At 44.7% G+C, this 23,326-nt stretch carries 17 protein-coding genes and 14 tRNA genes; all 31 read left to right on the top strand.

Going from position 1 to position 23,326, the window contains the following annotated elements; translation table 11 throughout:
* Positions 1-7 precede the first annotated feature (7 nt).
* The 31 genes from J2S23_RS03270 to purD all read left to right on the top strand — a co-directional run bounded on the left by J2S23_RS03270 (position 8) and on the right by purD (position 23,284).
* Positions 8-80, top strand: a tRNA-Lys gene (locus J2S23_RS03270).
* A 4-nt stretch (positions 81-84) separates the two neighbouring features.
* Positions 85-166, top strand: a tRNA-Leu gene (locus tag J2S23_RS03265).
* Positions 167-175: 9 nt separating this feature from the next.
* Positions 176-248 (top strand) — tRNA-Thr (locus J2S23_RS03260).
* Between the two features lie 19 nt (positions 249-267).
* A tRNA-Gly gene (locus J2S23_RS03255) sits at positions 268-339 on the top strand.
* Between the two features lie 7 nt (positions 340-346).
* Positions 347-430: transfer RNA gene (locus J2S23_RS03250), tRNA-Leu, on the top strand.
* A gap of 17 nt (positions 431-447) precedes the next feature.
* A tRNA-Arg gene (locus J2S23_RS03245) sits at positions 448-521 on the top strand.
* A gap of 23 nt (positions 522-544) precedes the next feature.
* Positions 545-618 (top strand) — tRNA-Pro (locus J2S23_RS03240).
* Positions 619-623: 5 nt separating this feature from the next.
* Positions 624-697, top strand: a tRNA-Met gene (locus J2S23_RS03235).
* 24 nt (positions 698-721) lie between these two features.
* Positions 722-795: transfer RNA gene (locus tag J2S23_RS03230), tRNA-Ile, on the top strand.
* 8 nt (positions 796-803) lie between these two features.
* Positions 804-893 (top strand) — tRNA-Ser (locus tag J2S23_RS03225).
* 58 nt (positions 894-951) lie between these two features.
* Positions 952-1,025 (top strand) — tRNA-Met (locus J2S23_RS03220).
* A gap of 4 nt (positions 1,026-1,029) precedes the next feature.
* Positions 1,030-1,102, top strand: a tRNA-Phe gene (locus J2S23_RS03215).
* 22 nt (positions 1,103-1,124) lie between these two features.
* Positions 1,125-1,198: transfer RNA gene (locus J2S23_RS03210), tRNA-Ile, on the top strand.
* A gap of 15 nt (positions 1,199-1,213) precedes the next feature.
* Positions 1,214-1,301: transfer RNA gene (locus tag J2S23_RS03205), tRNA-Ser, on the top strand.
* 57 nt (positions 1,302-1,358) lie between these two features.
* Positions 1,359-2,177, top strand: a complete 819-nt coding sequence (gene mreC / locus J2S23_RS03200; protein WP_307121327.1) for a rod shape-determining protein MreC — start codon at positions 1,359-1,361, stop codon at positions 2,175-2,177.
* Positions 2,174-2,701 (top strand): hypothetical protein, encoded by a 528-nt coding sequence (locus tag J2S23_RS03195; RefSeq protein ID WP_307121326.1) that lies wholly within the window; start codon positions 2,174-2,176, stop codon positions 2,699-2,701. Before mreC ends, J2S23_RS03195 begins: the two co-directional genes overlap by 4 nt.
* Before the next feature lie 69 nt (positions 2,702-2,770).
* Positions 2,771-4,033 (top strand): peptidoglycan hydrolase PcsB, encoded by a 1,263-nt coding sequence (gene pcsB, locus J2S23_RS03190; RefSeq protein ID WP_307121325.1) that lies wholly within the window; start codon positions 2,771-2,773, stop codon positions 4,031-4,033.
* A 230-nt stretch (positions 4,034-4,263) separates the two neighbouring features.
* Entirely contained in the window at positions 4,264-5,223 is a 960-nt protein-coding gene (locus J2S23_RS03185; RefSeq protein ID WP_307121324.1) for a ribose-phosphate diphosphokinase, read from the top strand.
* Positions 5,224-5,388: 165 nt separating this feature from the next.
* The gene (locus J2S23_RS03180; protein WP_307121323.1) at positions 5,389-6,567 is read left to right on the top strand and encodes a pyridoxal phosphate-dependent aminotransferase; all 1,179 of its coding nucleotides are present in this window, start codon (positions 5,389-5,391) and stop codon (positions 6,565-6,567) included.
* The gene (recO, locus tag J2S23_RS03175; RefSeq protein WP_307121322.1) at positions 6,554-7,315 is read left to right on the top strand and encodes a DNA repair protein RecO; all 762 of its coding nucleotides are present in this window, start codon (positions 6,554-6,556) and stop codon (positions 7,313-7,315) included. Before J2S23_RS03180 ends, recO begins: the two co-directional genes overlap by 14 nt.
* 48 nt (positions 7,316-7,363) lie before the next feature.
* Positions 7,364-8,362, top strand: a complete 999-nt coding sequence (gene plsX / locus J2S23_RS03170; RefSeq protein ID WP_307121321.1) for a phosphate acyltransferase PlsX — start codon at positions 7,364-7,366, stop codon at positions 8,360-8,362.
* Positions 8,363-8,367: 5 nt separating this feature from the next.
* Positions 8,368-8,607, top strand: a complete 240-nt coding sequence (locus tag J2S23_RS03165; RefSeq protein WP_307121320.1) for a phosphopantetheine-binding protein — start codon at positions 8,368-8,370, stop codon at positions 8,605-8,607.
* A 186-nt stretch (positions 8,608-8,793) separates the two neighbouring features.
* Positions 8,794-9,501, top strand: coding sequence for a phosphoribosylaminoimidazolesuccinocarboxamide synthase (gene purC, locus J2S23_RS03160; protein ID WP_307121319.1), 708 nt, complete (start codon positions 8,794-8,796; stop codon positions 9,499-9,501).
* Positions 9,502-9,575: 74 nt separating this feature from the next.
* Positions 9,576-13,295, top strand: coding sequence for a phosphoribosylformylglycinamidine synthase (locus J2S23_RS03155; RefSeq protein WP_307121318.1), 3,720 nt, complete (start codon positions 9,576-9,578; stop codon positions 13,293-13,295).
* A gap of 80 nt (positions 13,296-13,375) precedes the next feature.
* Entirely contained in the window at positions 13,376-14,827 is a 1,452-nt protein-coding gene (purF, locus tag J2S23_RS03150) for an amidophosphoribosyltransferase (protein ID WP_307121317.1), read from the top strand.
* Between the two features lie 41 nt (positions 14,828-14,868).
* Positions 14,869-15,894 carry a phosphoribosylformylglycinamidine cyclo-ligase gene (purM, locus tag J2S23_RS03145; RefSeq protein ID WP_307121316.1) on the top strand — a complete coding sequence of 342 codons (1,026 nt, stop codon included), beginning with the start codon at positions 14,869-14,871 and terminating at the stop codon, positions 15,892-15,894.
* The gene (gene purN, locus J2S23_RS03140) at positions 15,891-16,439 is read left to right on the top strand and encodes a phosphoribosylglycinamide formyltransferase (protein WP_307121315.1); all 549 of its coding nucleotides are present in this window, start codon (positions 15,891-15,893) and stop codon (positions 16,437-16,439) included. Before purM ends, purN begins: the two co-directional genes overlap by 4 nt.
* A gap of 213 nt (positions 16,440-16,652) precedes the next feature.
* Positions 16,653-18,200, top strand: coding sequence for a bifunctional phosphoribosylaminoimidazolecarboxamide formyltransferase/IMP cyclohydrolase (purH, locus tag J2S23_RS03135; RefSeq protein ID WP_307121314.1), 1,548 nt, complete (start codon positions 16,653-16,655; stop codon positions 18,198-18,200).
* 146 nt (positions 18,201-18,346) lie between these two features.
* Positions 18,347-20,359, top strand: coding sequence for a GBS Bsp-like repeat-containing protein (locus J2S23_RS03130; protein ID WP_307121313.1), 2,013 nt, complete (start codon positions 18,347-18,349; stop codon positions 20,357-20,359).
* Between the two features lie 297 nt (positions 20,360-20,656).
* Positions 20,657-21,736, top strand: coding sequence for a LysM peptidoglycan-binding domain-containing protein (locus J2S23_RS03125; protein ID WP_386703256.1), 1,080 nt, complete (start codon positions 20,657-20,659; stop codon positions 21,734-21,736).
* Positions 21,737-22,018: 282 nt separating this feature from the next.
* Positions 22,019-23,284: a phosphoribosylamine--glycine ligase gene (purD, locus tag J2S23_RS03120; protein ID WP_307121311.1), complete on the top strand. Its 1,266-nt coding sequence runs from the start codon at positions 22,019-22,021 to the stop codon at positions 23,282-23,284.
* Positions 23,285-23,326: the final 42 nt, after the last annotated feature.

The following is a 23,326-nucleotide window of genomic DNA, read 5'->3' as shown; positions in this document are numbered from 1 at the left end:
AGATGATGACTCGTTAGCTCAGTTGGTAGAGCAACTGACTTTTAATCAGTGGGTCACTGGTTCGAGTCCAGTACGGGTCATAAAGCGGATGTGGCGGAATTGGCAGACGCACCAGATTTAGGATCTGGCGCCGCGAGGCGTGGGGGTTCAAGTCCCTTCATCCGCATTCAAATAGGCCGGCTTAGCTCAGTTGGTAGAGCATCTGATTTGTAATCAGAGGGTCGCGTGTTCAAGTCATGTAGCCGGCATTAAGGAAAGAAAAGCGATGCGAACGTAGTTCAGTGGTAGAACATCACCTTGCCAAGGTGGGGGTCGCGGGTTCGAATCCCGTCGTTCGCTTTGCCTCGCCGGGGTGGCGGAACTGGCAGACGCACAGGACTTAAAATCCTGCGATGGCAACATCGTACCGGTTCGATTCCGGTCCTCGGCATGAGAAATAAAAAGAGCGCACCCTTAGCTCAACTGGATAGAGTACCTGACTACGAATCAGGCGGTTAGAGGTTCGACTCCTCTAGGGTGCATATAGGACGAGAGTTTTATGTATCGGGAAGTAGCTCAGCTTGGTAGAGTACTTGGTTTGGGACCAAGGGGTCGCAGGTTCGAATCCTGTCTTCCCGATTTTTGGCGGTGTAGCTCAGCTGGCTAGAGCGTCCGGTTCATACCCGGGAGGTCGGGGGTTCGATCCCCTTCGCCGCTATTTTTTTCTATAATCTTGTAGTTTGGACCTTTAGCTCAACTGGTTAGAGCACTCGGCTCATAACCGAGCGGTCGTAGGTTCGAGTCCTACAAGGTCCATTATTGTTGGAGGATTACCCAAGTCCGGCTGAAGGGAACGGTCTTGAAAACCGTCAGGCGTGTAAAAGCGTGCGTGGGTTCGAATCCCACATCCTCCTTGTAACATGATTTTAAAACGCATTGTATTGTTATTAGTGATTCATTAATGACTATTAACGCGGGATGGAGCAGTTAGGTAGCTCGTCGGGCTCATAACCCGAAGGTCGTAGGTTCAAATCCTGCTCCCGCAATGTTGGCTCGGTAGCTCAGTTGGTAGAGCAATGGATTGAAGCTCCATGTGTCGGCGGTTCGATTCCGTCTCGCGCCATTTCTCATTTAAAAATGATATTGGGCGCGTAGCTCAGATGGTTAGAGCGCACGCCTGATAAGCGTGAGGTCGATGGTTCGATTCCATTCGTGCCCATTCTTTTATAATATTGGAGAATTACTCAAGAGGCTGAAGAGGACGGTTTGCTAAATCGTTAGGTCGGGTAACTGGCGCGGGGGTTCGAATCCCCCATTCTCCGTTCTGACGAGACTATCTTTTTGATATCTCGTTATTTTTTTATTTTAGAGGTCTTGTTTTGAAATTTAAACCAAAGTATTTAGTTTTGCTCTTTTTATCTTTCATTGTGCTTCCATTTTTATTATTGATTACCTATAATAATAGAGATTCCATTGTGACATTTATACGACCAAGTGCTGGTGTAACGAATCGTTTTTTTTCAAAACCCTTTCACTTTGTCTCTGATATCGTTACAGATAGTAGGGCTTTATTTTCTACCTTTGAAGAAAATCAAGTTTTAAAGAGTGAGCTTTCGAATTATCAAACACTTCTCAGTGAAAATAATAGTTTAAAATCAGAAAATGCTTCCTTACGTGAATCAGCTAAATTAATTGATCAATATCAAGATAAAACATACATGACTGCTGAAGTTATCTCAAGGCTTTCTCCTTCTTGGACATCTAAAATAGTGGTATCAAAAGGTGAACAAGATGGGGTTGTTGAAAAAATGCTAGTATTGGCCAATAATGGTGTTGTAGGGATAGTTGCTTCAGTTGATGATAACAGTTCTACAGTACAATTACTTTCTGATGATTTTTCAAAACCTTCCCTTCCTGTTACATTTGAAGGGGTTAATTCTGTTTATGGTATCTTATCTGAATATGATGCAAAAAATCATGTTTTTAAAGTCTCCCAGTTAAACCAGAATAGTGGTGTAGAAATTGGTCAAACTGTTGTTACAAGCGATTTATCTGAGTCTTATGCGCCAAATATTGCTATTGGAAAAGTCGTAAAAGTGCTCAAAGATGATGATGAGCTTGGCCTTGAGGTCTTCGTTGAGCCTAGTGCTGATTTTTCTCGGATTTATAGCGTCGTCTTAGTAGGGCAGGATCTATGAAAGAATTAAAAACCATTTTTGCTTATTGCCTATCTGTTTTCTTTCTTTTTCTAGATGGGCAGTTGAGTCTATTTTCGGGTTATCTTTTACCGACTCCTTATAGCTTTACAACGTTTATTTGGCTTTTGTGGGGAATGATGTTATTGCGAGAGTCATCTATTCAAAAAGTGCTGCTTTGGTCTATCCTTTTTGGCTTTTTATTTGACCTTATTTACCTCCAAATAGCTGGTGTCACTGTTTTTATCTTACCTATATTACTACTTTTAGCGTTTTATTATTTAAATACTTTTAGTTTTAATATGTTATCATTTGGTCTTGTGTCGTTAGTCCTTATCTTTTTCTTTGAAGGATTACTTTTGACCGCATCATTTTTTTTAGAGGGGGCTCGAGATTATATATGGTTCACTATGATTACTCACTTTTTTCCAACCATAGTGGTCAATTATGGTCTATCTTTTGTGGTTTATGTGATTTATTCCAGAATGTTTAAGAAGGATAGACACTTAATTGTAAAGAAGGCGTAACATTAGCCTGGACTTTTTCTGTTATAATATAAATTGGACTTATTATATGAGGAGACTTTTTCCAGTATTATGAAAAAACAAATTTTAGCAACGGTGCTTTTAAGTACAATTGCCCTAACTCAACTGGCTCCAATGACATCAGTATCGGCGCAAGATACAGATTCAAAGATTTCAGCTGTTGAGAACAAAATTTCAAGTTTAAATTCACAACAAGCGGCAGCACAAGCTCAGGTTGATTCTATCCAAGCAAATGTTAATCAAATCAAAGACCAGCAATCTAAATTAGCAGCTGAAAATGAAAAACTTCAGGCTGAATCTGATGCCCTCTTTGCAGAGATTACAGTTCTTTCAGAAAATATCGTGGCACGTAACGAAGTCTTGTCAGCTCAAGCGAGATCAGCTCAGACTGAAGGAACAGCCCTCAATTACATTGCGACTGTTCTTGATTCCAACTCTATTTCAGATGCGGTCTCTCGTGTGACGGCAATGACAGAACTTGTGTCAGCTAATAATGACATGATTCGTCAGCAAGAAGCTGATAAGGTAGCGATTGAAGAAAAGCAAAAAGCAAACCAAGAAGCCATCAATACGATTGCTGCAAACCAGCAACAGTTGTCAGATGATGAACAAACATTAAAAACTCAACAAGCTGAGTTAGAAGTTGCTAAACTTAATTTGGCGGCGGAATTATCAACTGCTGAAAATGAAAAACAATCACTCTTAGAACAAAAAGCAGCTGCAGAAGCTGCTGCTGCAAAGGCAGCTGCTGAAGAAGCAGCGTATCGTGCAGCTCAAGAAGCTCAAGCTAAAGCTTTAGCTGCAGCTGCTGTAACTGCGACTCCTACAGTGCTTTCTAATGTTACTACTCAGACGAATTCAGGGGATACTTCAGGTGCCTCAGCAACGACTGTATCAGAATCAACAGTTGCGCCAGCAAATACTGTTGCAACAACTGAAACTGTTGCAACAACTGCAAAGGTATCATATTCTTCAGCAAATACTTATCCTGTAGGACAATGTACTTGGGGTGCTAAGGCGTTAGCTCCTTGGGTTGGAAATTACTGGGGTAATGCGAATCAGTGGCCAGCTTCGGCTCAGGCAGCAGGTTACTCTGTTGGTTCAACACCAGTTGTTGGAGCAGTAGCAGTTTGGCCTTATGATGGTGGTGGATATGGACACGTTGCTGTCGTAACAGCTGTACAGTCTGCAACTAATATTCAAGTGTCTGAATCAAATTATGCTGGTAGCATGTCAATTGGTAATTATCGTGGCTGGTTTAATCCAACTGCTAGCACATGGGGTGGCGGTACTGTCTTGTACATTTACCCATAAAAGAAACACTTGTTAGTTGTTAGTTATAAAACAATGTCCTTTAAAGAGAGCGGACTCGTTCTCTTTTTTTGCGGGTTTCAATAAGAAATGTGTAGCGAATGTCAAAAAATAGCAACCCTAAATCACATCGATTAAAATGTTCTATTTCTCAAAATATGATTTGAAAAATAGAACAAAAAGCGTTAAAATAATTTTAGTGGTAGTTACGTAAAATTAAAATGGAGGGCAATATGTCATACGTGAATTTAATGCTTTTTTCCTTATCTTCAAATGAGGAGTTAGCGAGAAAAGTAGCAGATACGATGGGAATTTCATTAGGTAAGTCGACGGTGCGTCATTTTTCAGATGGAGAAATCCAAGTTAACATTGAAGAATCTGTTCGGGGGATGGAAGTCTATATTCTTCAATCAACGTCTTCACCAGTCAATGATAACTTAATGGAAATCCTGATTATGGTGGATGCCCTCAAACGTGCTAGTGCGGAGTCTGTTAATATCGTGATGCCATACTATGGCTATGCCCGTCAAGACCGGAAAGCTCGTGCTCGTGAGCCTATTACGTCTAAATTGGTAGCTAATATGCTTGAAGTTGCCGGTGTCGATCGATTGTTGACCATTGACTTACATGCTTCTCAGATACAGGGCTTCTTTGATATTCCAGTAGACCACTTATTGGGAGCTCCTCTGATTGCAGACTATTTTGAACGTCGTGGGATGACTGGTTCTGATTACGTTGTTGTTTCACCTGACCATGGTGGTGTGACCAGGGCTCGTAAATTAGCAGAGTTTCTGAAAACTCCTATTGCCATTATTGATAAGCGACGTAGTGTGGATAAGATGAATACGTCAGAAGTTATGAACATCATTGGTAAAGTTGATGGTAAAACCTGTATTTTGATTGATGACATGATTGATACCGCCGGAACTATTTGCCATGCTGCAGATGCTCTAGAAGCTGCTGGCGCAGTTGACGTTTATGCGAGTTGTACCCATCCTGTTTTATCAGGACCTGCTATGGATAATATTCAAAAGTCTGCGATTAAGAAATTAATTGTTTTAGATACGATTTACACACCCGAAGATCGCCTCATTGATAAGATTGAACAAATCTCGATTGCGGATTTATTGGCGGATGCTATTGTACGCATTCACGAAAAACGCCCGTTATCACCCTTGTTTGAAAGTAAATAAAGAGAAGAAAGTTCGGCTATTTAGTCGAGCTTTTTTTATGAATCCATAGATTTTTCCATTGTAAGAATCCGGTTTTACCCTGTTATCTAAAAGAGAGTCAATGTTTTTTTTGAAAATGAGCTCTTTTAAGGTATAATAAGGTATTACAGATTGTGAGGTAAGGGCATGGATTTAACGAAACGCTTTAATAAAAATTTAGACAAAATTCAGGTATCGATGATTCGTCAATTTGACCAATCGATTTCAGACATTCCAGGAGTTTTAAAATTAACCTTAGGAGAGCCTGATTTTACAACACCTGAGCATGTTAAAGAAGCAGCTAAGGCAGCAATTGATGCCAATCAATCCTACTATACTGGTATGAGTGGTTTGTTAGAGCTTCGTCAGGCAGCTGCAGCATTTGTCAATAATAAATATCAGTTAACCTATAATCCTGACAATGAAATTTTGGTGACCATTGGTGCCACAGAGGCCTTGTCTGCCAGTTTGGTAGCTATCCTTGAAGCAGGAGACACGGTCTTGCTACCTGCTCCTGCCTACCCAGGTTATGAGCCTATCGTGGATATGGTAGGATGCTCTGTCGTTGAAATTGACACAACGTCAAACAGTTTTGTGTTGACGCCGGAAATGCTGGAAGAAGCGATAGTGGCTCAAGGTGATAAGTTGAAGGCCGTTATCTTAAACTATCCGGCTAATCCGACTGGAGTGACTTATTCGCGTGAGCAAATTAAGGCTTTGGCTGAGGTAATGAAGAAATATGAAGTCTTTGTGATTTCAGATGAGGTCTATGCAGAATTGACCTATACAGATGAGCCTCATGTTTCGATTGCAGAGTATCTTCCTGAGCAGACGATTTTAGTAACGGGGCTTTCGAAAAGCCATGCTATGACTGGCTGGCGGATCGGCCTGATTATGGCTCCTGCGGCTATAACAGCGCAGCTTATTAAAAGCCATCAATACCTTGTGACAGCAGCAGCTACAATGGCCCAGTACGGGGCATTAGAAGCTTTCAAGAACGGTAAAGACGATGCGCTTCCGATGAAAGAGGCCTATATCAAGCGCCGTGACTTTATCCTGGAGAAGATGACTGCTTTAGGATTTGAGATTATTCGACCGGATGGTGCCTTTTATATCTTTGCTAAGATTCCTGATGGCTACAATCAAAATTCCTTTGAGTTTTTGCAAAGCTTTGCACGTAAAGAGGCAGTTGCCTTTATTCCTGGTGCAGCCTTTGGGCAATTTGGGGAAGGGTACGTCCGCATTTCTTATGCTGCTAGTATGGAAAAGATTGAGGAGGCCATGAAACGCTTGGCACGCTTCATGGAATCAGATGAATCGCGTTGAGACTAAGGGAATCGTCCTCTACAATCGTCCTTACCGTGAAAGTGATATGTTGGTCAAACTATTCACGGAGACAGAAGGGAAGCGGATGTTCTTTGTCAAGCATGCCAGGGATTCGAAGTTAACTCCTGTTATCCAACCCTTAACGACATCAGACTTTATCTTAAAACTGGGCCAGGAAGGCCTAGGTTTCATAGAGGATTACCGAGATAGTAAGACCTTTGTTGCGATCAACGAGGATATCTTTAAATTAGCTTTTGCTACTTATGTTGTGGCTTTAGCTGATGCTGCTATCCAGGATAATATAGCTGATCCTAGCCTGTTTGCCTTTTTGACCAAAACCTTAGAGTTGATGGAGGAAGGCTTAGATGAGGAGGTGTTGACCAACATCTTTGAGATTCAGGTGCTTAGTCGTTTCGGGGTGAGTCTGAATTTTTCCGAATGTGTTGTTTGTCACCGTGTTGGCATGCCGCTGGATTTTTCCTATCAGTATGCTGGCTGTCTGTGTCCAGACCATGTGCACCAAGATGCTCATAGAGCTCAGGTGGATCCTAATGTCATTTACCTTTTATCACGGTTTCAAGGGGTGAGTTTTGAAGAGTTGAGGACCATATCTGTCGGTCCTGAGATGAAGGTTAAACTCCGTGCTTTTATCGATCAGCTCTATGAAGAGTATGTTGGTATTCACCTTAAGGCAAAGAAGTTTATCGATGATATGGCAGATTGGGGACAGTTAATGCACCGAGATTGACTGAAATTATGGTAAAATAAGACTACTACAGAAATGAAGGAGACAGACATGAAGAGAATTGCTATTGATGCTATGGGTGGGGACCATGCGCCCAAGGCTGTTGTAGAAGGTGTCAATCAAGCCCTTGCAAGCTATAATGATATTGAGATCATTTTGTATGGAGATGAAACGAAGATTCGGGAGCATTTGACCGCTACTGAGCGTGTCAGTATCGTTCATACGGATGAAAAAATCAATTCTGATGATGAACCGGCTAAGGCTATTCGTCAGAAAAAACAAGCTTCCATGGTTTTAGCCGCTAAGGCGGTTAAAGATGGGGAGGCAGATGCGGTTTTATCTGCTGGGAACACAGGGGCGCTTCTAGCTGCTGGTCTCTTTGTTGTTGGTCGTATCAAGGGAATCGATCGGCCGGGTTTGTTGTCGACCCTACCTTCTATGGGTGGTCAGGGATTTGATATGCTTGATTTAGGAGCAAATGCTGAAAGTACGGCAAAATACCTTCATCAATATGCTATTCTTGGGTCCTTCTATGCTAAAAATGTCCGTGGTGTGGCGAATCCTCGCATCGGTCTCTTAAACAATGGTACCGAGGCTAGTAAAGGAGATCCGCTTCGGAAAGAAACGTACCAGCTTTTATCAGAAGATTCAACTCTTAACTTTATTGGTAATATTGAGGCACGTGAGTTATTAAATGGAGTTGCCGATGTAGTCGTTACTGATGGCTTTACGGGGAATGCGGTCTTGAAAACAGTTGAAGGGACAGCCCTCTCCATTATGGGGCAGTTAAAATCGTCTATCAATGCTGGTGGTTTGCGTGCTAAACTTGGGGCTTTATTGTTGAAGCCGAGTCTGATGACTCTCAAGCAGACATTGGATTATTCAGATGCGGGCGGTGCTGTGCTTTTTGGCCTTAAAGCGCCTGTTGTTAAAGCCCATGGATCTAGTGATGCCAAGAGTATTGTTAGTACCATTCGTCAGATTAGGACCATGTTAGAAACAGATGTGGTAGGCCAATCGGTTCAAGAATTTTCAAGGATTGAGGAATAAAAACTATGACAAGAACAGATATTTTTGATAAGGTCGTTGCAGTTGCCAAGGAATATATGGGGGATGATATAGCTCTTACTGAGAACACATCGATCCAAGATGGTTTTGTCGACTCGGTCCAGCTTATGGAATTCATCATTAGTTTAGAAGATGCTTTTGATATAGAAATCAATGATACAGATGCTGATCATTTTACTCAGTTAAAAGATGTGGTCGATTATATTTTACTTAAGAAAGAGTCTTAAGACTTGCTTAGCAGGTGCATTTAGGAAGAGAATTTTCTTGAGTAGATGCTTGATAATGAGATGAAAAACAAACGTTCGGAATGCGAACGTTTGTTTTTCTATATCTCCAAAAATTCAGGATTATCCTTGAATTTTAGAGATGACTATGCTAAAATTGGTTTCAAACAGAGAAAGGCGAACGATAGAATGTCTAAACAATTGATTTATTCGGGGAAGGCTAAAGATTTATACAGCACAGCAGACGAAAATGTGATTATTGCCCAATACAAGGACCAAGCGACTATGCTCAACGGTGCCCGTAAAGAAGAAATTCAAGGGAAAGGGAAACTTAATAATCAGATTTCGTCTCTTATTTTTCGGCATTTAATGGCGGCAGGCATTAAGACGCATTTTATTGAAGAATTATCTGAAACAGAACAGAGTAACGTTAAGGTCGATATTATTCCTTTGGAAGTTGTGCTTCGCAATTTTACAGCTGGATCTTTCTCTAAGCGATTTGGGATTGAGGAGGGGCAGCTCTTGCCTCAGCCAATCGTTGAATTTTATTACAAGAATGATGACTTGGATGATCCTTTTATTAATGATGAACATATCCTGTTTTTAGGGATTGCATCAGAGGAGGAATTGGCTCATCTCAAGGCTGAAGCACGCCACATCAATGAGGTGTTAAAGGATCTATTTTCTAAAATAGGCTTAACCTTGATTGATTATAAATTAGAATTTGGTCGAACATCATCAGGAGAGATTATTTTGGCCGATGAAGTGTCTCCAGATACTTGTCGACTTTGGGATGCTGAAGGGAATCACATGGATAAGGATGTTTTCCGCCGTAATTTAGGGTCGGTGACAGATGTTTATCAAGTGGTTTTAGATAAATTAAAGGCTTTGGGTTAAAGAAAGGAATAACTGGCGATTAGACATTCAAGGGATAAAACCTTTTCTTGTTTGATCGCTAAGGTATCTAAGGAATGAACAAACGGATTTTTGTTGAGAAAAAAGAGGCGTTTCAGGTCAAGTCAGAGGCTTTGGTCAAGGAATTGCGTGAAAACTTGCAGTTGACTAGTTTAGAGAGTTTACGCTTGGTCCAGGTCTATGATGTCTTTGGATTGGAAGAAGCCTTGTTTGCGGCTGCTGAAAAACACATCTTTTCAGAGCCAGTGACAGATACCGTCTTGACGGAAAAAGACGTTGCCTTGTCTGACCATGCTTATTTTGCGATTGAGGCCTTGCCAGGTCAATTTGACCAACGAGCGGCATCTGCGCAAGAAGCCTTGTTCCTATTAGGAGCTAACCCAGATGTGACTGTCAGAGCAGCCCAACTTTACCTTTTAAATAAAGACCTTGACCAAGCGGAATTGGAAGCTATTAAAAAGTACTTGCTCAATCCGGTAGATTCTCGCTTTAAGGCTATTGAAAAGGGTTTACAGGAAGAACAGTTTAGTCAGTCTTCTGAAGATATTCCTGTTCTGGATATTTTTGGCCATTTTGGAGAAGTGGAGTTTGCTGACTACAAGGCCAAGCATGGCTTGGCCATGGAAGTGGCCGATTTGCTCTTTATCAAGGACTATTTCCAATCGATTGGGCGCTTTCCAACAGAGACCGAATTAAAGGTGTTGGACACTTACTGGTCGGATCACTGCCGTCACACGACCTTTGAAACAGAGCTGCGTCAGATTGATTTTTCAGCCTCTAAATTTGAGGCGCAACTGCAGGCGACTTATGACAAGTACTTGGCCATGCGGGAGGAATTGGGACGTAGTGAGAAACCTCAAACCCTCATGGATATGGCGACAATCTTTGGACGATTTGAGCGGGCTAATGGGCGTTTGGACGACTTGGAAGTATCGGATGAGATCAATGCCTGCTCAGTGGAAATTGAAGTCGATGTTGATGGCGTCAAAGAACCGTGGCTCCTCATGTTTAAGAACGAGACCCACAATCACCCAACTGAAATCGAACCGTTTGGTGGCGCGGCAACCTGTATCGGTGGAGCCATTCGGGATCCTTTATCAGGGCGTTCCTATGTCTACCAAGCCATGCGGATTTCAGGAGCGGGTGACATTACCCAGCCTATTTCAGAAACGCGTGCAGGTAAATTGCCACAGCAGGTGATTTCCAAGACAGCCGCTCATGGTTACTCTTCATATGGGAACCAAATCGGTCTTGCGACAACCTATGTCAAAGAATACTTCCACCCTGGCTTTGTCGCTAAACGCATGGAGTTAGGAGCCGTTGTCGGTGCTGCTCCAAAAGAAAATGTGGTTCGTGAACAGCCATCAACGGGGGATTTGGTCATTCTCCTTGGTGGGAAAACCGGTCGTGACGGTATTGGCGGGGCAACGGGATCGTCTAAGGTCCAGACGGCTGAATCAGTTGAGACAGCTGGTGCTGAGGTCCAAAAAGGGAATGCCATTGAAGAGCGGAAGATTCAGCGCCTCTTTAGAGATGGTGAGGTGACCCGTCTGATCAAGAAATCCAATGACTTTGGTGCAGGTGGGGTCTGTGTGGCCATCGGTGAGTTAGCTGATGGGTTGACCATTGACTTGGATAAGGTCCCTCTCAAATACCAAGGCTTAAATGGAACAGAAATTGCTATTTCAGAAAGCCAGGAACGGATGGCTGTTGTGGTCCGTCCGGAAGATGCAGCAGCCTTTATTGCAGCGGCAGCCAAGGAAAATATCCAAGCGGTTGAAGTGGCGACCGTTACGGAGGACCCACGTTTGGTCATGACCTGGAAAGGTCGGACGATCGTTGACATTGAACGGGCCTTTTTGGACACCAATGGCGTGCGCGTGGTCGTAGATGCCAAGGTAGTGGACCACGAGGGTGAGATTCCTGAGGCACGCGTGACTACGGCAGAAACTCTTGAATCTGATACACTCGCTGTTCTTTCAGACCTCAACCATACCAGTCAAAAAGGCTTGCAGACGATTTTTGATTCCTCTGTCGGTCGTTCCACAGTCAATCACCCATTGGGTGGCCGTTACCAAGTGACTCCAACAGAAGCATCTGTTCAAAAATTACCAGTTCAGCACGGGACAACCCAAACAGCGTCAGCTATTGCCCAAGGCTACCATCCGTATTTGGCGGAATGGTCTCCATATCACGGGGCAGCCTATGCGGTGATTGAAGCGACGAGCCGTTTGGTAGCCGTAGGGAGCCAGTGGAAACAAGCCCGTTTTTCTTATCAAGAATACTTCCAACGTATGGACAAGCAGGCAGAGCGTTTTGGTCAGCCTGTGGCGGCCTTGCTGGGTTCTGTTGAAGCGCAAATCCAGTTGGGCTTGCCATCTATCGGTGGGAAGGACTCCATGTCAGGGACATTTGAAGAGTTAACGGTTCCGCCAACCCTTGTGGCTTTTGGGGTGACCACAGCATCTGTTGACAAGGTTCTCTCGCCTGAATTTAAAGCTGCTGGTGAAACGATTTACTACATCCCAGGCTATGCTTTATCAGAAAATATTGCTTTTGATGGCATCAAAGCCAACTTTGAGCAATTTGCGGCCATTCAAGACAAGTATAGAGTGACGTCTGCTTCTGCTGTGAAATATGGTGGTGTCCTAGAAAGCCTTGCCTTGGCCACATTTGGAAACCGCATCGGGGCTGAGGTGTCGCTTGCTGATTTGTCGTCTAGTTTGACGGGGCAGTTGGGTGGCTTTGTCTTCACGTCACCAGATACTATTGATGGTGTTGAAAGCATCGGTCAAACAGTCGAAGCATTTACGCTATCCGTTAACGGTGTGAGCCTTGCTGGTGACCAGCTTTTGTCTGCCTACGAAGGGACTTTAGAAACGGTTTATCCAACGACCTTTGACCAGGAAACAACTCTGGCCGCTGTTCCTCAAGTGGTGACGGATGTGGTGAAGATAGCCAAAGAAACGATCGACCAGCCGCTAGTATATATTCCGGTCTTTCCTGGAACCAACTCTGAGTACGATTCTGCGAAGGCTTTTGAACAGGCTGGCGCTCGTGTAGACTTGCTACCGTTTCGAACTTTGGATGCCAAAGCTATTCAACAGTCGATTGAGGAAATGGTCGCCAAAATCGGTGAGAGTCAAATCCTCTTCTTTGCAGGTGGCTTCTCTGCGGCAGATGAGCCAGATGGTTCTGCTAAATTTATCGTCAATATCTTATTGAATGAGCACGTGCGTAAGGCTATCGATGCCTTTATCGCGCGTGGTGGCCTCATTATTGGTATCTGTAATGGTTTCCAGGCCCTTGTCAAATCTGGTCTCTTGCCGTATGGTAACTTTGAGACAGCATCTGAAACCAGTCCAACCCTCTTTTACAATGATGCCAACCAGCACGTTGCCAAGATGGTTGAGACCCGTATTGCCAATACCAATTCACCATGGTTAGCTGGTGTCACTGTAGGCGATGTCCATACGATTCCAGTTTCTCACGGGGAAGGGAAGTTTGTGGTGACTGCAGACGAATTTGCAGAGCTGCGTGACCATGGACAAATTTGGAGTCAGTATGTCGACTTTGAAGGGAATCCAAGTATGGATAGCCGTTACAATCCAAATGGTTCTTTCTATGCCATTGAAGGGATTACTAGCCGAAACGGTCAAATCATCGGGAAAATGGGTCACAGCGAACGCTGGGAAGAGGGGCTCTTCCAAAATGTCCCTGGTCTAAAAGACCAAGCTTTGTTTGACAGTGCGGTCCGTTATTTTACAGGGAAATAAATAGGGATTAAGGTGGGCCAGATGGTGTCCCTCCTTTTCCCCATCTGATAAGGAAGTTATCAAAACTAAAGGTAATAACAATGTACGAAGTAAAATCGCTAAATGAAGAGTGTGGTGTCTTTGGCGTTTGGGGACATCCCCAGGCTGCTCAACTGACTTATTTTGGGCTCCATAGTTTGCAACACCGAGGCCAAGAAGGGGCAGGCATCGTCTCTAACGACCAAGGAACCCTCAAGGGACACCGTGATATGGGCTTGCTCTCTGAGGTCTTTAAAAACCCTAAGGATTTGGAAAAATTGACGGGTTCGGCAGCTATTGGCCATGTCCGCTATGCGACCGCAGGATCTTCGGATATTCGCAATATCCAGCCCTTCCTCTATAAATTTAATGATGGGCAGTTTGGTCTTTGCCACAATGGGAATCTGACCAATGCTATCTCTTTGCGTAATGAGTTGGAAAAACAAGGTGCCATTTTTAACGCCTCATCAGACACAGAAATTTTGATGCATTTGATTCGCCGGAGCCACAACCCAAGCTTTATGGGAAAGGTTAAGGAAGCCCTCTCAACGGTGAAGGGGGGCTTTGCCTATCTCTTGATGGTGGAAGACAAATTGATTGCGGCTCTTGACCCCAATGGTTTCCGACCACTGTCGCTCGGGAAGATGAAGAATGGTGCTATTGTAGTAGCTTCTGAAACCTGTGCCTTTGAGGTGATTGGTGCGGAGTGGATACGAGATATTCGCCCTGGGGAAGTCCTGATCATCGATGATGCGGGGATTCAAGAAGACACCTACACGACCGATACTCAGTTGGCGATTTGTTCCATGGAATATGTGTATTTTGCCCGTCCGGATTCGACCATTGCTGGGGTCAATGTCCATACAGCTCGGAAGAATATGGGGAAAAAGCTGGCGCAGGAATTTCAACATGAAGCCGATATTGTGGTCGGTGTGCCAAATTCCTCTCTTAGCGCAGCCATGGGCTTCGCCGAAGAATCGGGCTTGCCAAATGAAATGGGTCTGGTTAAAAACCAGTATACCCAACGGACCTTTATTCAACCAACCCAAGAATTGCGCGAGCAAGGGGTCCGTATGAAACTGTCTGCTGTATCAGGTGTCGTGAAAGGCAAGCGCGTGGTCATGATTGATGACTCGATTGTCCGTGGGACAACCTCACGTCGGATTGTTCAGTTGTTGCGCGAAGCGGGTGCGGCTGAGGTCCATGTGGCGATTGGGAGCCCAGAGCTCAAGTACCCTTGCTTCTACGGGATTGATATTCAAACCCGTCGCGAGTTGATTTCAGCTAACCATAGCGTAGAGGAGGTCTGCGAGATTATTGGTGCAGACAGCCTGACCTACCTGTCTTTGGATGGGATGATTGAGGCCATCGGCTTAGAAACAGATGCACCAAATGGGGGCTTGTGTGTCGCTTATTTTGATGGCAACTATCCAACCCCACTCTATGATTACGAAGAAGAATACCTCCGTAGTTTAAATGAAAAAACCAGTTTTTACATTCAAAATGTCAAATAATTGTATCTCTATCTTGTGGTGTTTCAAAGAAAGGAAACCTTATGTCTGAAAAGAAAAATGCCTATGCCCAATCGGGTGTGGATGTTGAAGCGGGTTATGAAGTCGTTGAACGGATTAAAAAACACGTTGCCCGAACAGAACGATTGGGTGTCATGGGGGCACTCGGTGGCTTTGGTGGCATGTTTGATTTGACCCAGCTGGATGTCAAAGAGCCTGTCCTGGTTTCAGGGACGGATGGTGTCGGCACCAAGCTCATGTTGGCGATTCAGTATGACAAACACGATACTATCGGCCAGGATTGTGTGGCCATGTGTGTCAACGACATCATCGCTGCAGGTGCTGAGCCCCTTTACTTCCTCGATTATATCGCCACCGGAAAAAATGAACCGGCCAAGCTCGAGCAAGTCGTCGCTGGCGTGGCAGAAGGCTGTGTGCAGGCAGGCTGTGGCCTCATCGGCGGTGAAACAGCTGAGATGCCGGGCATGTACGGTGAAGACGATTATGATTTGGCAGGATTTGCGGTCGGCATCGCTGAAAAATCCCAACTCATCGATGGCAGCAAGGTTGCAGAAGGCGATGTCTTGCTCGGTCTAGCTTCCAGCGGCGTCCACTCCAACGGCTATTCCTTGGTGCGTAAGGTCTTTGCGGACATGGATGGCGACGCTCTGTTACCAGAGCTAGAAGGCAGAGCCCTCAAAGATGTTCTCTTGGAGCCAACCCGTATCTATGTCAAACAGGTCCTTCCGCTCGTAAAAGCAGGGCTGGTCAATGGGATTGCCCATATTACAGGTGGTGGCTTTATTGAAAATGTGCCGCGGATGTTTGGTGAGGAGTTGGCTGCTGAAATCGATGAAAAACAGATTCCAGTCCTGCCAATCTTCAAAGCCCTTGAAACATACGGCAAGATCAAGCACGACGAAATGTTTGAAATCTTCAACATGGGGATCGGCTTGGTCTTGGCGGTCCATCCAGATAAGGTCGCAGCTGTTAAAGACTTGGTGGATGAAGAGGTGTATGAAATTGGCCGTATCATTGCTAAAGAAGAGGCTAGTGTGGTGATTCGATGACCAAACTTGCTGTTTTTGCCAGTGGATCTGGCTCGAATTTTCAAGTCATCGCTGAACAATTTCCAGTAGCATTTCTCTTCTCCGATAAACCAGAAGCCTATGTGCTCGAGCGTGCCAAGAATCTGGGTGTAACGCATTATAGCTTTGAGCTCAAGGATTTTGCCAACAAAGAGACTTATGAAGAAGCCCTGGTCCAATTGCTGGACCAACACCAGATTGATTTGGTCATTTTGGCGGGCTACATGAAGATTATTGGTCCGACCTTGTTAGCTGCCTATGAAGGCAAAATCATCAACATTCACCCGGCTTATCTTCCAGAGTTTCCAGGTGCCCATGGCATTGAAGACGCCTGGAAGGCCGGTGTTAAAGAGTCTGGAGTTACTGTTCATTGGGTGGATTCCGGAGTGGATACGGGTCAAATCATCAAACAAGTCCGTGTCCCACGTTTGCCAGAAGATACGCTTGAAACCTTTGAAGAACGCATTCACCAGGCGGAGTATCAACTGTATCCAGAAGTGATTGCAGAATTAGTGAAACGTTTTTAGCGAGTGACTTTAGGATGAAAACAATTAATTTAGAGAACAAAATGAAAAGCAGTTAATAAGTCCGTTACTGGCAATCATTGTTTTCATAGTTGTCTTTTGGATTGTGTTCCTCATTTTTAAGGAACTGAGCTTTTGGCAGGTAGTGATTGCAGCACTTGTGGCTAACAGTATTGTAACAGCACTGATAAACGATATAGATAGGAAATAGAAACCATGACAAAACGCGCACTGATCAGCGTATCAGACAAGGCAGGGATTGTAGAACTTGCCCAAGAATTGACACAACTGGGTTGGGAGATTATCTCGACCGGTGGAACCAAGATAGCCCTGGATAATGCAGGGGTTACGACAATCGCTATCGATGATGTGACTGGCTTTCCAGAAATGATGGATGGCCGTGTCAAGACCCTTCATCCTAAAATCCACGGTGGCCTTTTGGCTCGTCGGGACTTGGATAGCCATTTGGATGCAGCCAAAGGCCATGAGATTGGCTTGATTGACCTGGTGGTGGTCAACCTTTATCCTTTTAAGGAAACCATTTTGCGTCCAGATGTGACCTATGATTTGGCGGTGGAAAACATTGACATCGGTGGACCGTCCATGCTTCGCTCTGCGGCTAAAAACCACGCCAGTGTCACAGTAGTGGTTGATCCAGCTGACTATGCGGTGGTGCTGGATGAGCTAAAAGCAACTGGCGAGACGGCTTATGAGACTCGTCAACGTTTGGCAGCCAAAGTATTCCGCCATACCGCAGCCTACGATGCCTTGATTGCTGCCTACTTTACAGAGCAGGTCGGTGAAGCCAAGCCAGAGAAATTGACCTTGACCTATGATTTGAATCAGTCCATGCGTTACGGTGAAAACCCTCAACAGGATGCGGATTTTTACCAAAATGCCATTCCGACGGATTACTCGATTGCCTCTGCAAAGCAATTAAACGGTAAGGAATTGTCTTTCAACAATATCCGTGACGCAGATGCGGCGATCCGCATTATCCGTGACTTCAAGGACCGTCCGACAGTGGTGGCCCTCAAGCACATGAACCCATGCGGAATCGGTCAAGCAGACACCATTGAGCAAGCTTGGGACTATGCCTATGATGCTGATCCGGTTTCCATTTTCGGTGGGATTGTTGTCTTAAACCGTGAGGTGGATGCTGCGACGGCTGAAAAGATGCACCCGATTTTCCTTGAAATCATCATTGCCCCGTCTTATTCAGAAGAAGCGCTAGCCATTTTGACCAATAAAAAGAAAAACTTGCGCCTCTTAGAATTGCCATTTGATGCCCAAGACGCCAGCGAGAAAGAAGCCGAGTATACAGGTGTCGTCGGTGGAATGTTGGTGCAAAACCAAGACGTGGTCAAAGAAGTCCCAGCGGACTGGCAGGTGGTAACAGAGCGTCAGCCGGATGAGCAAGAACGCGTTGCTCTTGAGTTTGCCTGGAAAGCCATCAAGTACGTCAAGTCAAACGGCATCTTGATTTCCAACGACCACCAAACCCTTGGTGTCGGTCCTGGTCAGACCAACCGTGTTGCTTCTGTTCGTATTGCCGTCGAGCAAGCCAAAGACCGTCTGGACGGTGCAGTTCTTGCGTCTGATGCCTTCTTCCCATTTGCGGATAACATTGAAGAAATCGCAGCAGCAGGCATCAAGGCCATTATTCAGCCTGGTGGCTCTGTCCGTGACCAAGACTCGATTGATGCGGCTAACAAGCACGGGATCACCATGGTCTTCACCGGTGTGAGACATTTCCGTCACTAATACTGATATTTTAAGCATTTATTTCTAATACTATTATCTCAGCAGATGGTTTTAATCTTCGGATTTTAAAATCGTTAGCTGAGTTTTTTCTTTTTTTAGCCATTATTTCTGATTTTCAACGAATAGAGTGATTGAAAGGAGATAATATGACGCTTAAAAAATTATTATTATCAAGTTTAGTTTTAGGAAATTTAGCTTTTGCCGGAACGGAGGCTGTGCTGGCCAATGAGCATTTTGGTGAGATTCAGATAGATGCTAACCGTGCTACCTTGATTTACGATGGGGATCTGCCTCAGGAAGGAAGATTGCAATATGCGGTTTGGTCTGAGGAAAATGGGAAGGACGACCTTGTTTTTTATGATTATCAGGGACCTCAGACAAAAATCAATCTTAACAATCATCCAGGTCAAGGCATTTTCCATTTGGAAGTCTACCAGCTAAAGGGGGACCAGAAAATCTTACTCAAAGCAATGACTTTTCACGGAGAGGACGATGGCGCAACTTTACAGGACCCAAAAGCATCTGAGATTTTAGAGGAAGACCAGTCACTAGAAACTGACGAAAAAACAGATGTGAACCCTTCAGTGACATCAAGTCAGGCAAAACCCGATTCTGCAGAAACGCCACAACCACAGGCTAGCAATACTGAAACCATAACCACATCTGTAAGCGATCAAACTACACTATCATCAGCAGTGGCTAATAGTGCGAAGACGACCCTATCTAGTTCCACGCAATCAACGACTGAAAGAGCTGTTTCGCAAAGAACACTGACCGAGCCATCGGTCGCATCCACTAACAGTCTAGCATCAGCAGCGGCAGACAAAACCCAAATCAGCTTAAAGGCTCATTATACTCAAGCAGGGAAGATTGAGGTAACTGTAACAGGAATCAGCGGCCAACCAGCAGAAGTACTCTTGCCAACTTGGTCCGATAAGAATGGGCAAGATGATATTGTTTGGTACCAGGCGACTCGATTAACAAATGGTGATTATCGTCTGCAAGTAGACCCTAAAAATCATAACAATGACACGGGAATTTACCATGTCCATTTGTACCTTCGAACGAAAGCTGGAACAGCTCTAGAAGGTGCTGGGACAACGACTGTTCAGGTAGGCAAAGCTGAGTCGACCACTCCTGTTGTCAAAACGTCAAAGGTGGACATCACAAGTTCTCAAGTGGATAAGGCAAAAGGGACCTACAACCTCAACATACAGGCTGAAAAAGCTGTTCGCTCCATCGATATTGCTGTTTGGAGTACGACAAATCAGAGCAACATCAAATGGTACAGCTTGTCTGGGAATACAAAGAACACATATACTCTCAATGTCTCTAATCAAAATCATCAGGGTCTGGCTGGGGATTATCAAAACCATGTTTACATCAATTATTCTGACGGCAGTCGTACCGGTTATGTCGGACCAACGATTTCCTTAGAGAAACGAGCGACAGCAGTTGCTTCAAAAGTTTCTGTCTCTACATCGGCCAAATTTGTTGAAACTGGTAGTTACGACTTAACCTTATATAATGCAACTCCGGGGACCTATTTGTTTGCTGTTTGGTCAGATAAAAACGGTCAGGATGATCTCCTGTGGTACACTGCTAAGGCTGGGGCAAACGGAACCTATACGCATCGGTTGGATTTGAGTAAGCATAAGGATAGCGGCAAATACCATCTTCACGTTTACAAGCAAGAAAGCAGTGGGTTAAAAGGAATTCTAGCTAGTGATTTTATGGTAGCTAGCAATCACCTTCCATCAACAACCAGTTCTTCTGCTAGACCGACCATTCCAACAACGTATCAAGCCACCAGCTACCCAGTGGGCCAATGCACTTGGGGTGCTAAACAAGTCGCTCCCTGGGTTGGTGAATGGTGGGGAAATGCTAAAGACTGGGCAACTACAGCTCGTAACCTCGGTTTTACGGTTGGTACAACTCCAAAAGTCGGGGCAGTAGCTGTCTGGCCAACCGATGGTGGTGGTTACGGCCATGTCGGTGTGGTCACTCATGTTGAAAGTGCAACACGGATCCAAATCTTGGAATCTAATTATGCCGGAAATATGTATATTAGTAATTTCCGTGGGTGGTTTAACCCGATCTTAGTCTGGAATGGTTCAGGTTATGTACCTGGTCCAGTTCAATACATTTATCCCAAATAAGAGCCTTCTAGCTTTACAGAAGGCAAACAAAGGAGCCGCTAACTTAGTTTTTTCGCTTACCTTTTAGGAGTCTCTGGACTAATTTTACCAATGGGAGGACTGTCAATCATAATCGGTCAATGAACACCATTATTCTAAGGTTAGATGACTTAGGTTAGAGTTAGATGACAAATAAGTCAGACCGTTACAATCCCATCTTTGTTTCTTTAAGAAGTCTTAAAAACCTACCCAAATCCTTGCTTATCGGCTTGAACTGGGGTAGGATAAGGACTATCTTGAAAAAAGAAAGGTATGGATATGTCATTACATAAAAAAATTGCGTTAACATCAACTATATTACTTTCCCTCTTTACCGCTAAAGAAGCGCAAGCTGAGACTTGGGTGGCACGGTCAGTAGATAGCATCAAAGCTGATTTGGTTGCTCAAGGAAATAGTCAGTCCTACGTTGTCAAATATGGGGACACCTTGTCTACGATTGCTGAAGCGATGTCAGTTGACATGGACGTATTAGCTAAGGTCAATCAAATTACGGACCTTAACCTTATCTTCCCAGAAACAAGTATTACAACAACCTATGATAAAAAAGATCAGGCAACAGAAGTTGTTATTGAAGCTCCTGTAGCCGATCAAACAGGTGAAACAATCGAAGCCAAGATAGATCTCGAGGCTCAAGAAGTTGTTATTGCAGATGAGACTGTGAAGTTAGATGAGGTTGAAGCGACAACGACCGATTCTACAGTGTCAACAGAACCGACGACTGGAGCTGATATTCCAGAGCCTGAAGCCCCTGTTACAGTTGCTGCAACCCTTCCAGATTCTGCTGAGGCTCCTGTTACAGTTGCTAAAACAAGTCCAGCCCCCGTTGAAGCCCCTGTTACTGAAACACCTGCTGAAGTTCCAGTAACTCCAGTAGCAGAAACACCAGTCGTTGAAGCTAGTCCAGAAGTTCCAACGGTAATGGAAGAAGCGACAACTCAGGTTGACCAACCTACGACAAGTGAAGCAACGAGCCAAACGGTGGCTAGCGTTGATAGTACTGGTCTTCAACCTCAAGCAGCAGCCTTTCAACAGGAAGTAGCAACTCTGTTCGGGATTACAGAATTTAGCACCTACCGTGCTGGGGATTCAGGTGATCATGGGAAAGGTTTAGCGGTTGATTTCATGGTACCTGTTAGTTCAGCTCTAGGTGATCAAGTTGCAGAGTATGCTGCTAACAACATGGCTGCTAAGAATATCTCTTACATCATCTGGAAGCAACGCTTCTACTCGCCATACGATAGCATCTACGGTCCAGCCTATACTTGGAATCTCATGCCAGATCGTGGCAGTGTGACGGAAAATCATTATGATCACGTTCATGTGTCATTTAACCCCTAAGCCCAATACCATTAGAAGTCGGACGATTACTGAAAAGGATTTAATTCGCTATTGATAGGATTAAATCCTTTTTGCTTTGTTTGAAGTCATAGGTCATGATAACTAAAGATAAGGTGCTCGGCTTTATCCAGTGCTATGAAATTCAGTTATTTTTCCGAACATTCGTCTTCTTTTCCATAAATCGACCTGTAAAGTCGAACATTTATGATATAATAGCTTTGTATAATTCGCAAAAAGAACATAGTATGGTTCTTGATTTGATTGCTTAATGAGGTATTGAACATGAAACTCTTGGTTGTTGGTTCGGGTGGTCGTGAACATGCGATTGCTAAAAAGTTATTGGAATCTCCAAATGTGGAACAGGTCTTTGTAGCACCAGGAAATGACGGCATGACCTTGGATGGCTTGTTTTTAGTAAATATTGGTATTTCCGAGCATTCTTCCTTAATTGATTTTGCAAAAGAACATCAGATTGCATGGACCTTTGTGGGACCAGATGACGCCCTAGCAGCTGGCATCGTTGATGAGTTTAACCAAGCTGGTCTCAAGGCTTTTGGGCCAAGTAAATTGGCCGCGGAGCTAGAGTGGTCCAAGGATTTCGCCAAGCAAATCATGGTCAAATACGGCATTCCGACAGCAGCCTTTGGCACTTTTGCCGACTTTGAGGAGGCTAAAGCCTACATCGAAGAACAAGGGGCTCCCATTGTCGTCAAGGCAGACGGTCTAGCCCTTGGTAAGGGCGTGGTGGTTGCTGAAACGGTCGAAGAAGCCGTCGAGGCGGCGCGTGAGATGCTCCTAGACAACCGCTTTGGGGATGCAGGTGCCCGTGTGGTTATCGAAGAGTTCCTAGAAGGGGAGGAGTTCTCCCTCTTTGCCTTTGCCAATGGCGATCAATACTATATCATGCCGACGGCTCAGGACCACAAGCGTGCCTATGATGGAGACAAGGGACCTAATACAGGTGGTATGGGTGCCTACGCTCCGGTTCCTCATCTGCCACAAAGCCTTGTGGATAAAGCTGTTGCGACCATTGTTGAGCCTGTTCTCAAAGGCATGATCGCAGAAGGGCGTCCGTATCTGGGCATTCTCTACTGTGGTCTGATTGTGACAGCTGAAGGCCCTAAGGTCATCGAGTTCAACGCCCGCTTTGGCGACCCTGAAACCCAGATTATCCTGCCTCGCCTAAGGTCGGATTTTGCCCAAAACATCACTGATATCTTAAACAAACAGACCCCAGACATCCAGTGGCAGGAGGACGGTGTCACCCTCGGAGTGGTTGTGGCGTCAAACGGCTATCCCCTCGATTACGACAAGGGTGTGGCCTTGCCAGCTAAGACAGACGGCGCTATTACCACCTATTATGCAGGGGCTAAGTTTGATGAAAATGGCAAAGCTCTGCTCTCAAATGGTGGACGCGTCTATATGTTGGTCACCACAGCCGATACCGTCTCAGCTGCGCAGGACAACATCTATACCGAACTCGCCAAGCAAGATACCCAAGGCCTCTTCTATCGAAAGGATATTGGCAGTAAGGCGGTTAAGTCATAGTAGCGACAGCAACCGAGGCGTAGCCTCGGTAGTTCGCTAATC

It is taken from the genome of Streptococcus moroccensis (assembly GCF_030812835.1).
Taxonomy (GTDB): Bacteria; Bacillota; Bacilli; order Lactobacillales; family Streptococcaceae; genus Streptococcus; species Streptococcus moroccensis.
Note: the sequence above shows the minus strand (reverse complement) of the source record. Positions and strands in the feature narration are given on the sequence as shown.

What these genes read in the sequence shown, in the direction of transcription:
- J2S23_RS03125 (WP_386703256.1), top strand. Translation starts at nt 20,657, where the DNA reads ATGTCATTACATAAAAAAATTGCGTTAACATCAACTATATTACTTTCC.
- J2S23_RS03195 (WP_307121326.1), top strand. Translation starts at nt 2,174, where the DNA reads ATGAAAGAATTAAAAACCATTTTTGCTTATTGCCTATCTGTTTTCTTT.
- purD (WP_307121311.1), top strand. Translation starts at nt 22,019, where the DNA reads ATGAAACTCTTGGTTGTTGGTTCGGGTGGTCGTGAACATGCGATTGCT.
- plsX (WP_307121321.1), top strand. Translation starts at nt 7,364, where the DNA reads ATGAAGAGAATTGCTATTGATGCTATGGGTGGGGACCATGCGCCCAAG.
- purF (WP_307121317.1), top strand. Translation starts at nt 13,376, where the DNA reads ATGTACGAAGTAAAATCGCTAAATGAAGAGTGTGGTGTCTTTGGCGTT.
- J2S23_RS03180 (WP_307121323.1), top strand. Translation starts at nt 5,389, where the DNA reads ATGGATTTAACGAAACGCTTTAATAAAAATTTAGACAAAATTCAGGTA.
- purN (WP_307121315.1), top strand. Translation starts at nt 15,891, where the DNA reads ATGACCAAACTTGCTGTTTTTGCCAGTGGATCTGGCTCGAATTTTCAA.
- J2S23_RS03185 (WP_307121324.1), top strand. Translation starts at nt 4,264, where the DNA reads ATGTCATACGTGAATTTAATGCTTTTTTCCTTATCTTCAAATGAGGAG.
- recO (WP_307121322.1), top strand. Translation starts at nt 6,554, where the DNA reads ATGAATCGCGTTGAGACTAAGGGAATCGTCCTCTACAATCGTCCTTAC.
- purH (WP_307121314.1), top strand. Translation starts at nt 16,653, where the DNA reads ATGACAAAACGCGCACTGATCAGCGTATCAGACAAGGCAGGGATTGTA.
- pcsB (WP_307121325.1), top strand. Translation starts at nt 2,771, where the DNA reads ATGAAAAAACAAATTTTAGCAACGGTGCTTTTAAGTACAATTGCCCTA.
- purC (WP_307121319.1), top strand. Translation starts at nt 8,794, where the DNA reads ATGTCTAAACAATTGATTTATTCGGGGAAGGCTAAAGATTTATACAGC.
- J2S23_RS03155 (WP_307121318.1), top strand. Translation starts at nt 9,576, where the DNA reads ATGAACAAACGGATTTTTGTTGAGAAAAAAGAGGCGTTTCAGGTCAAG.
- J2S23_RS03130 (WP_307121313.1), top strand. Translation starts at nt 18,347, where the DNA reads ATGACGCTTAAAAAATTATTATTATCAAGTTTAGTTTTAGGAAATTTA.
- J2S23_RS03165 (WP_307121320.1), top strand. Translation starts at nt 8,368, where the DNA reads ATGACAAGAACAGATATTTTTGATAAGGTCGTTGCAGTTGCCAAGGAA.
- purM (WP_307121316.1), top strand. Translation starts at nt 14,869, where the DNA reads ATGTCTGAAAAGAAAAATGCCTATGCCCAATCGGGTGTGGATGTTGAA.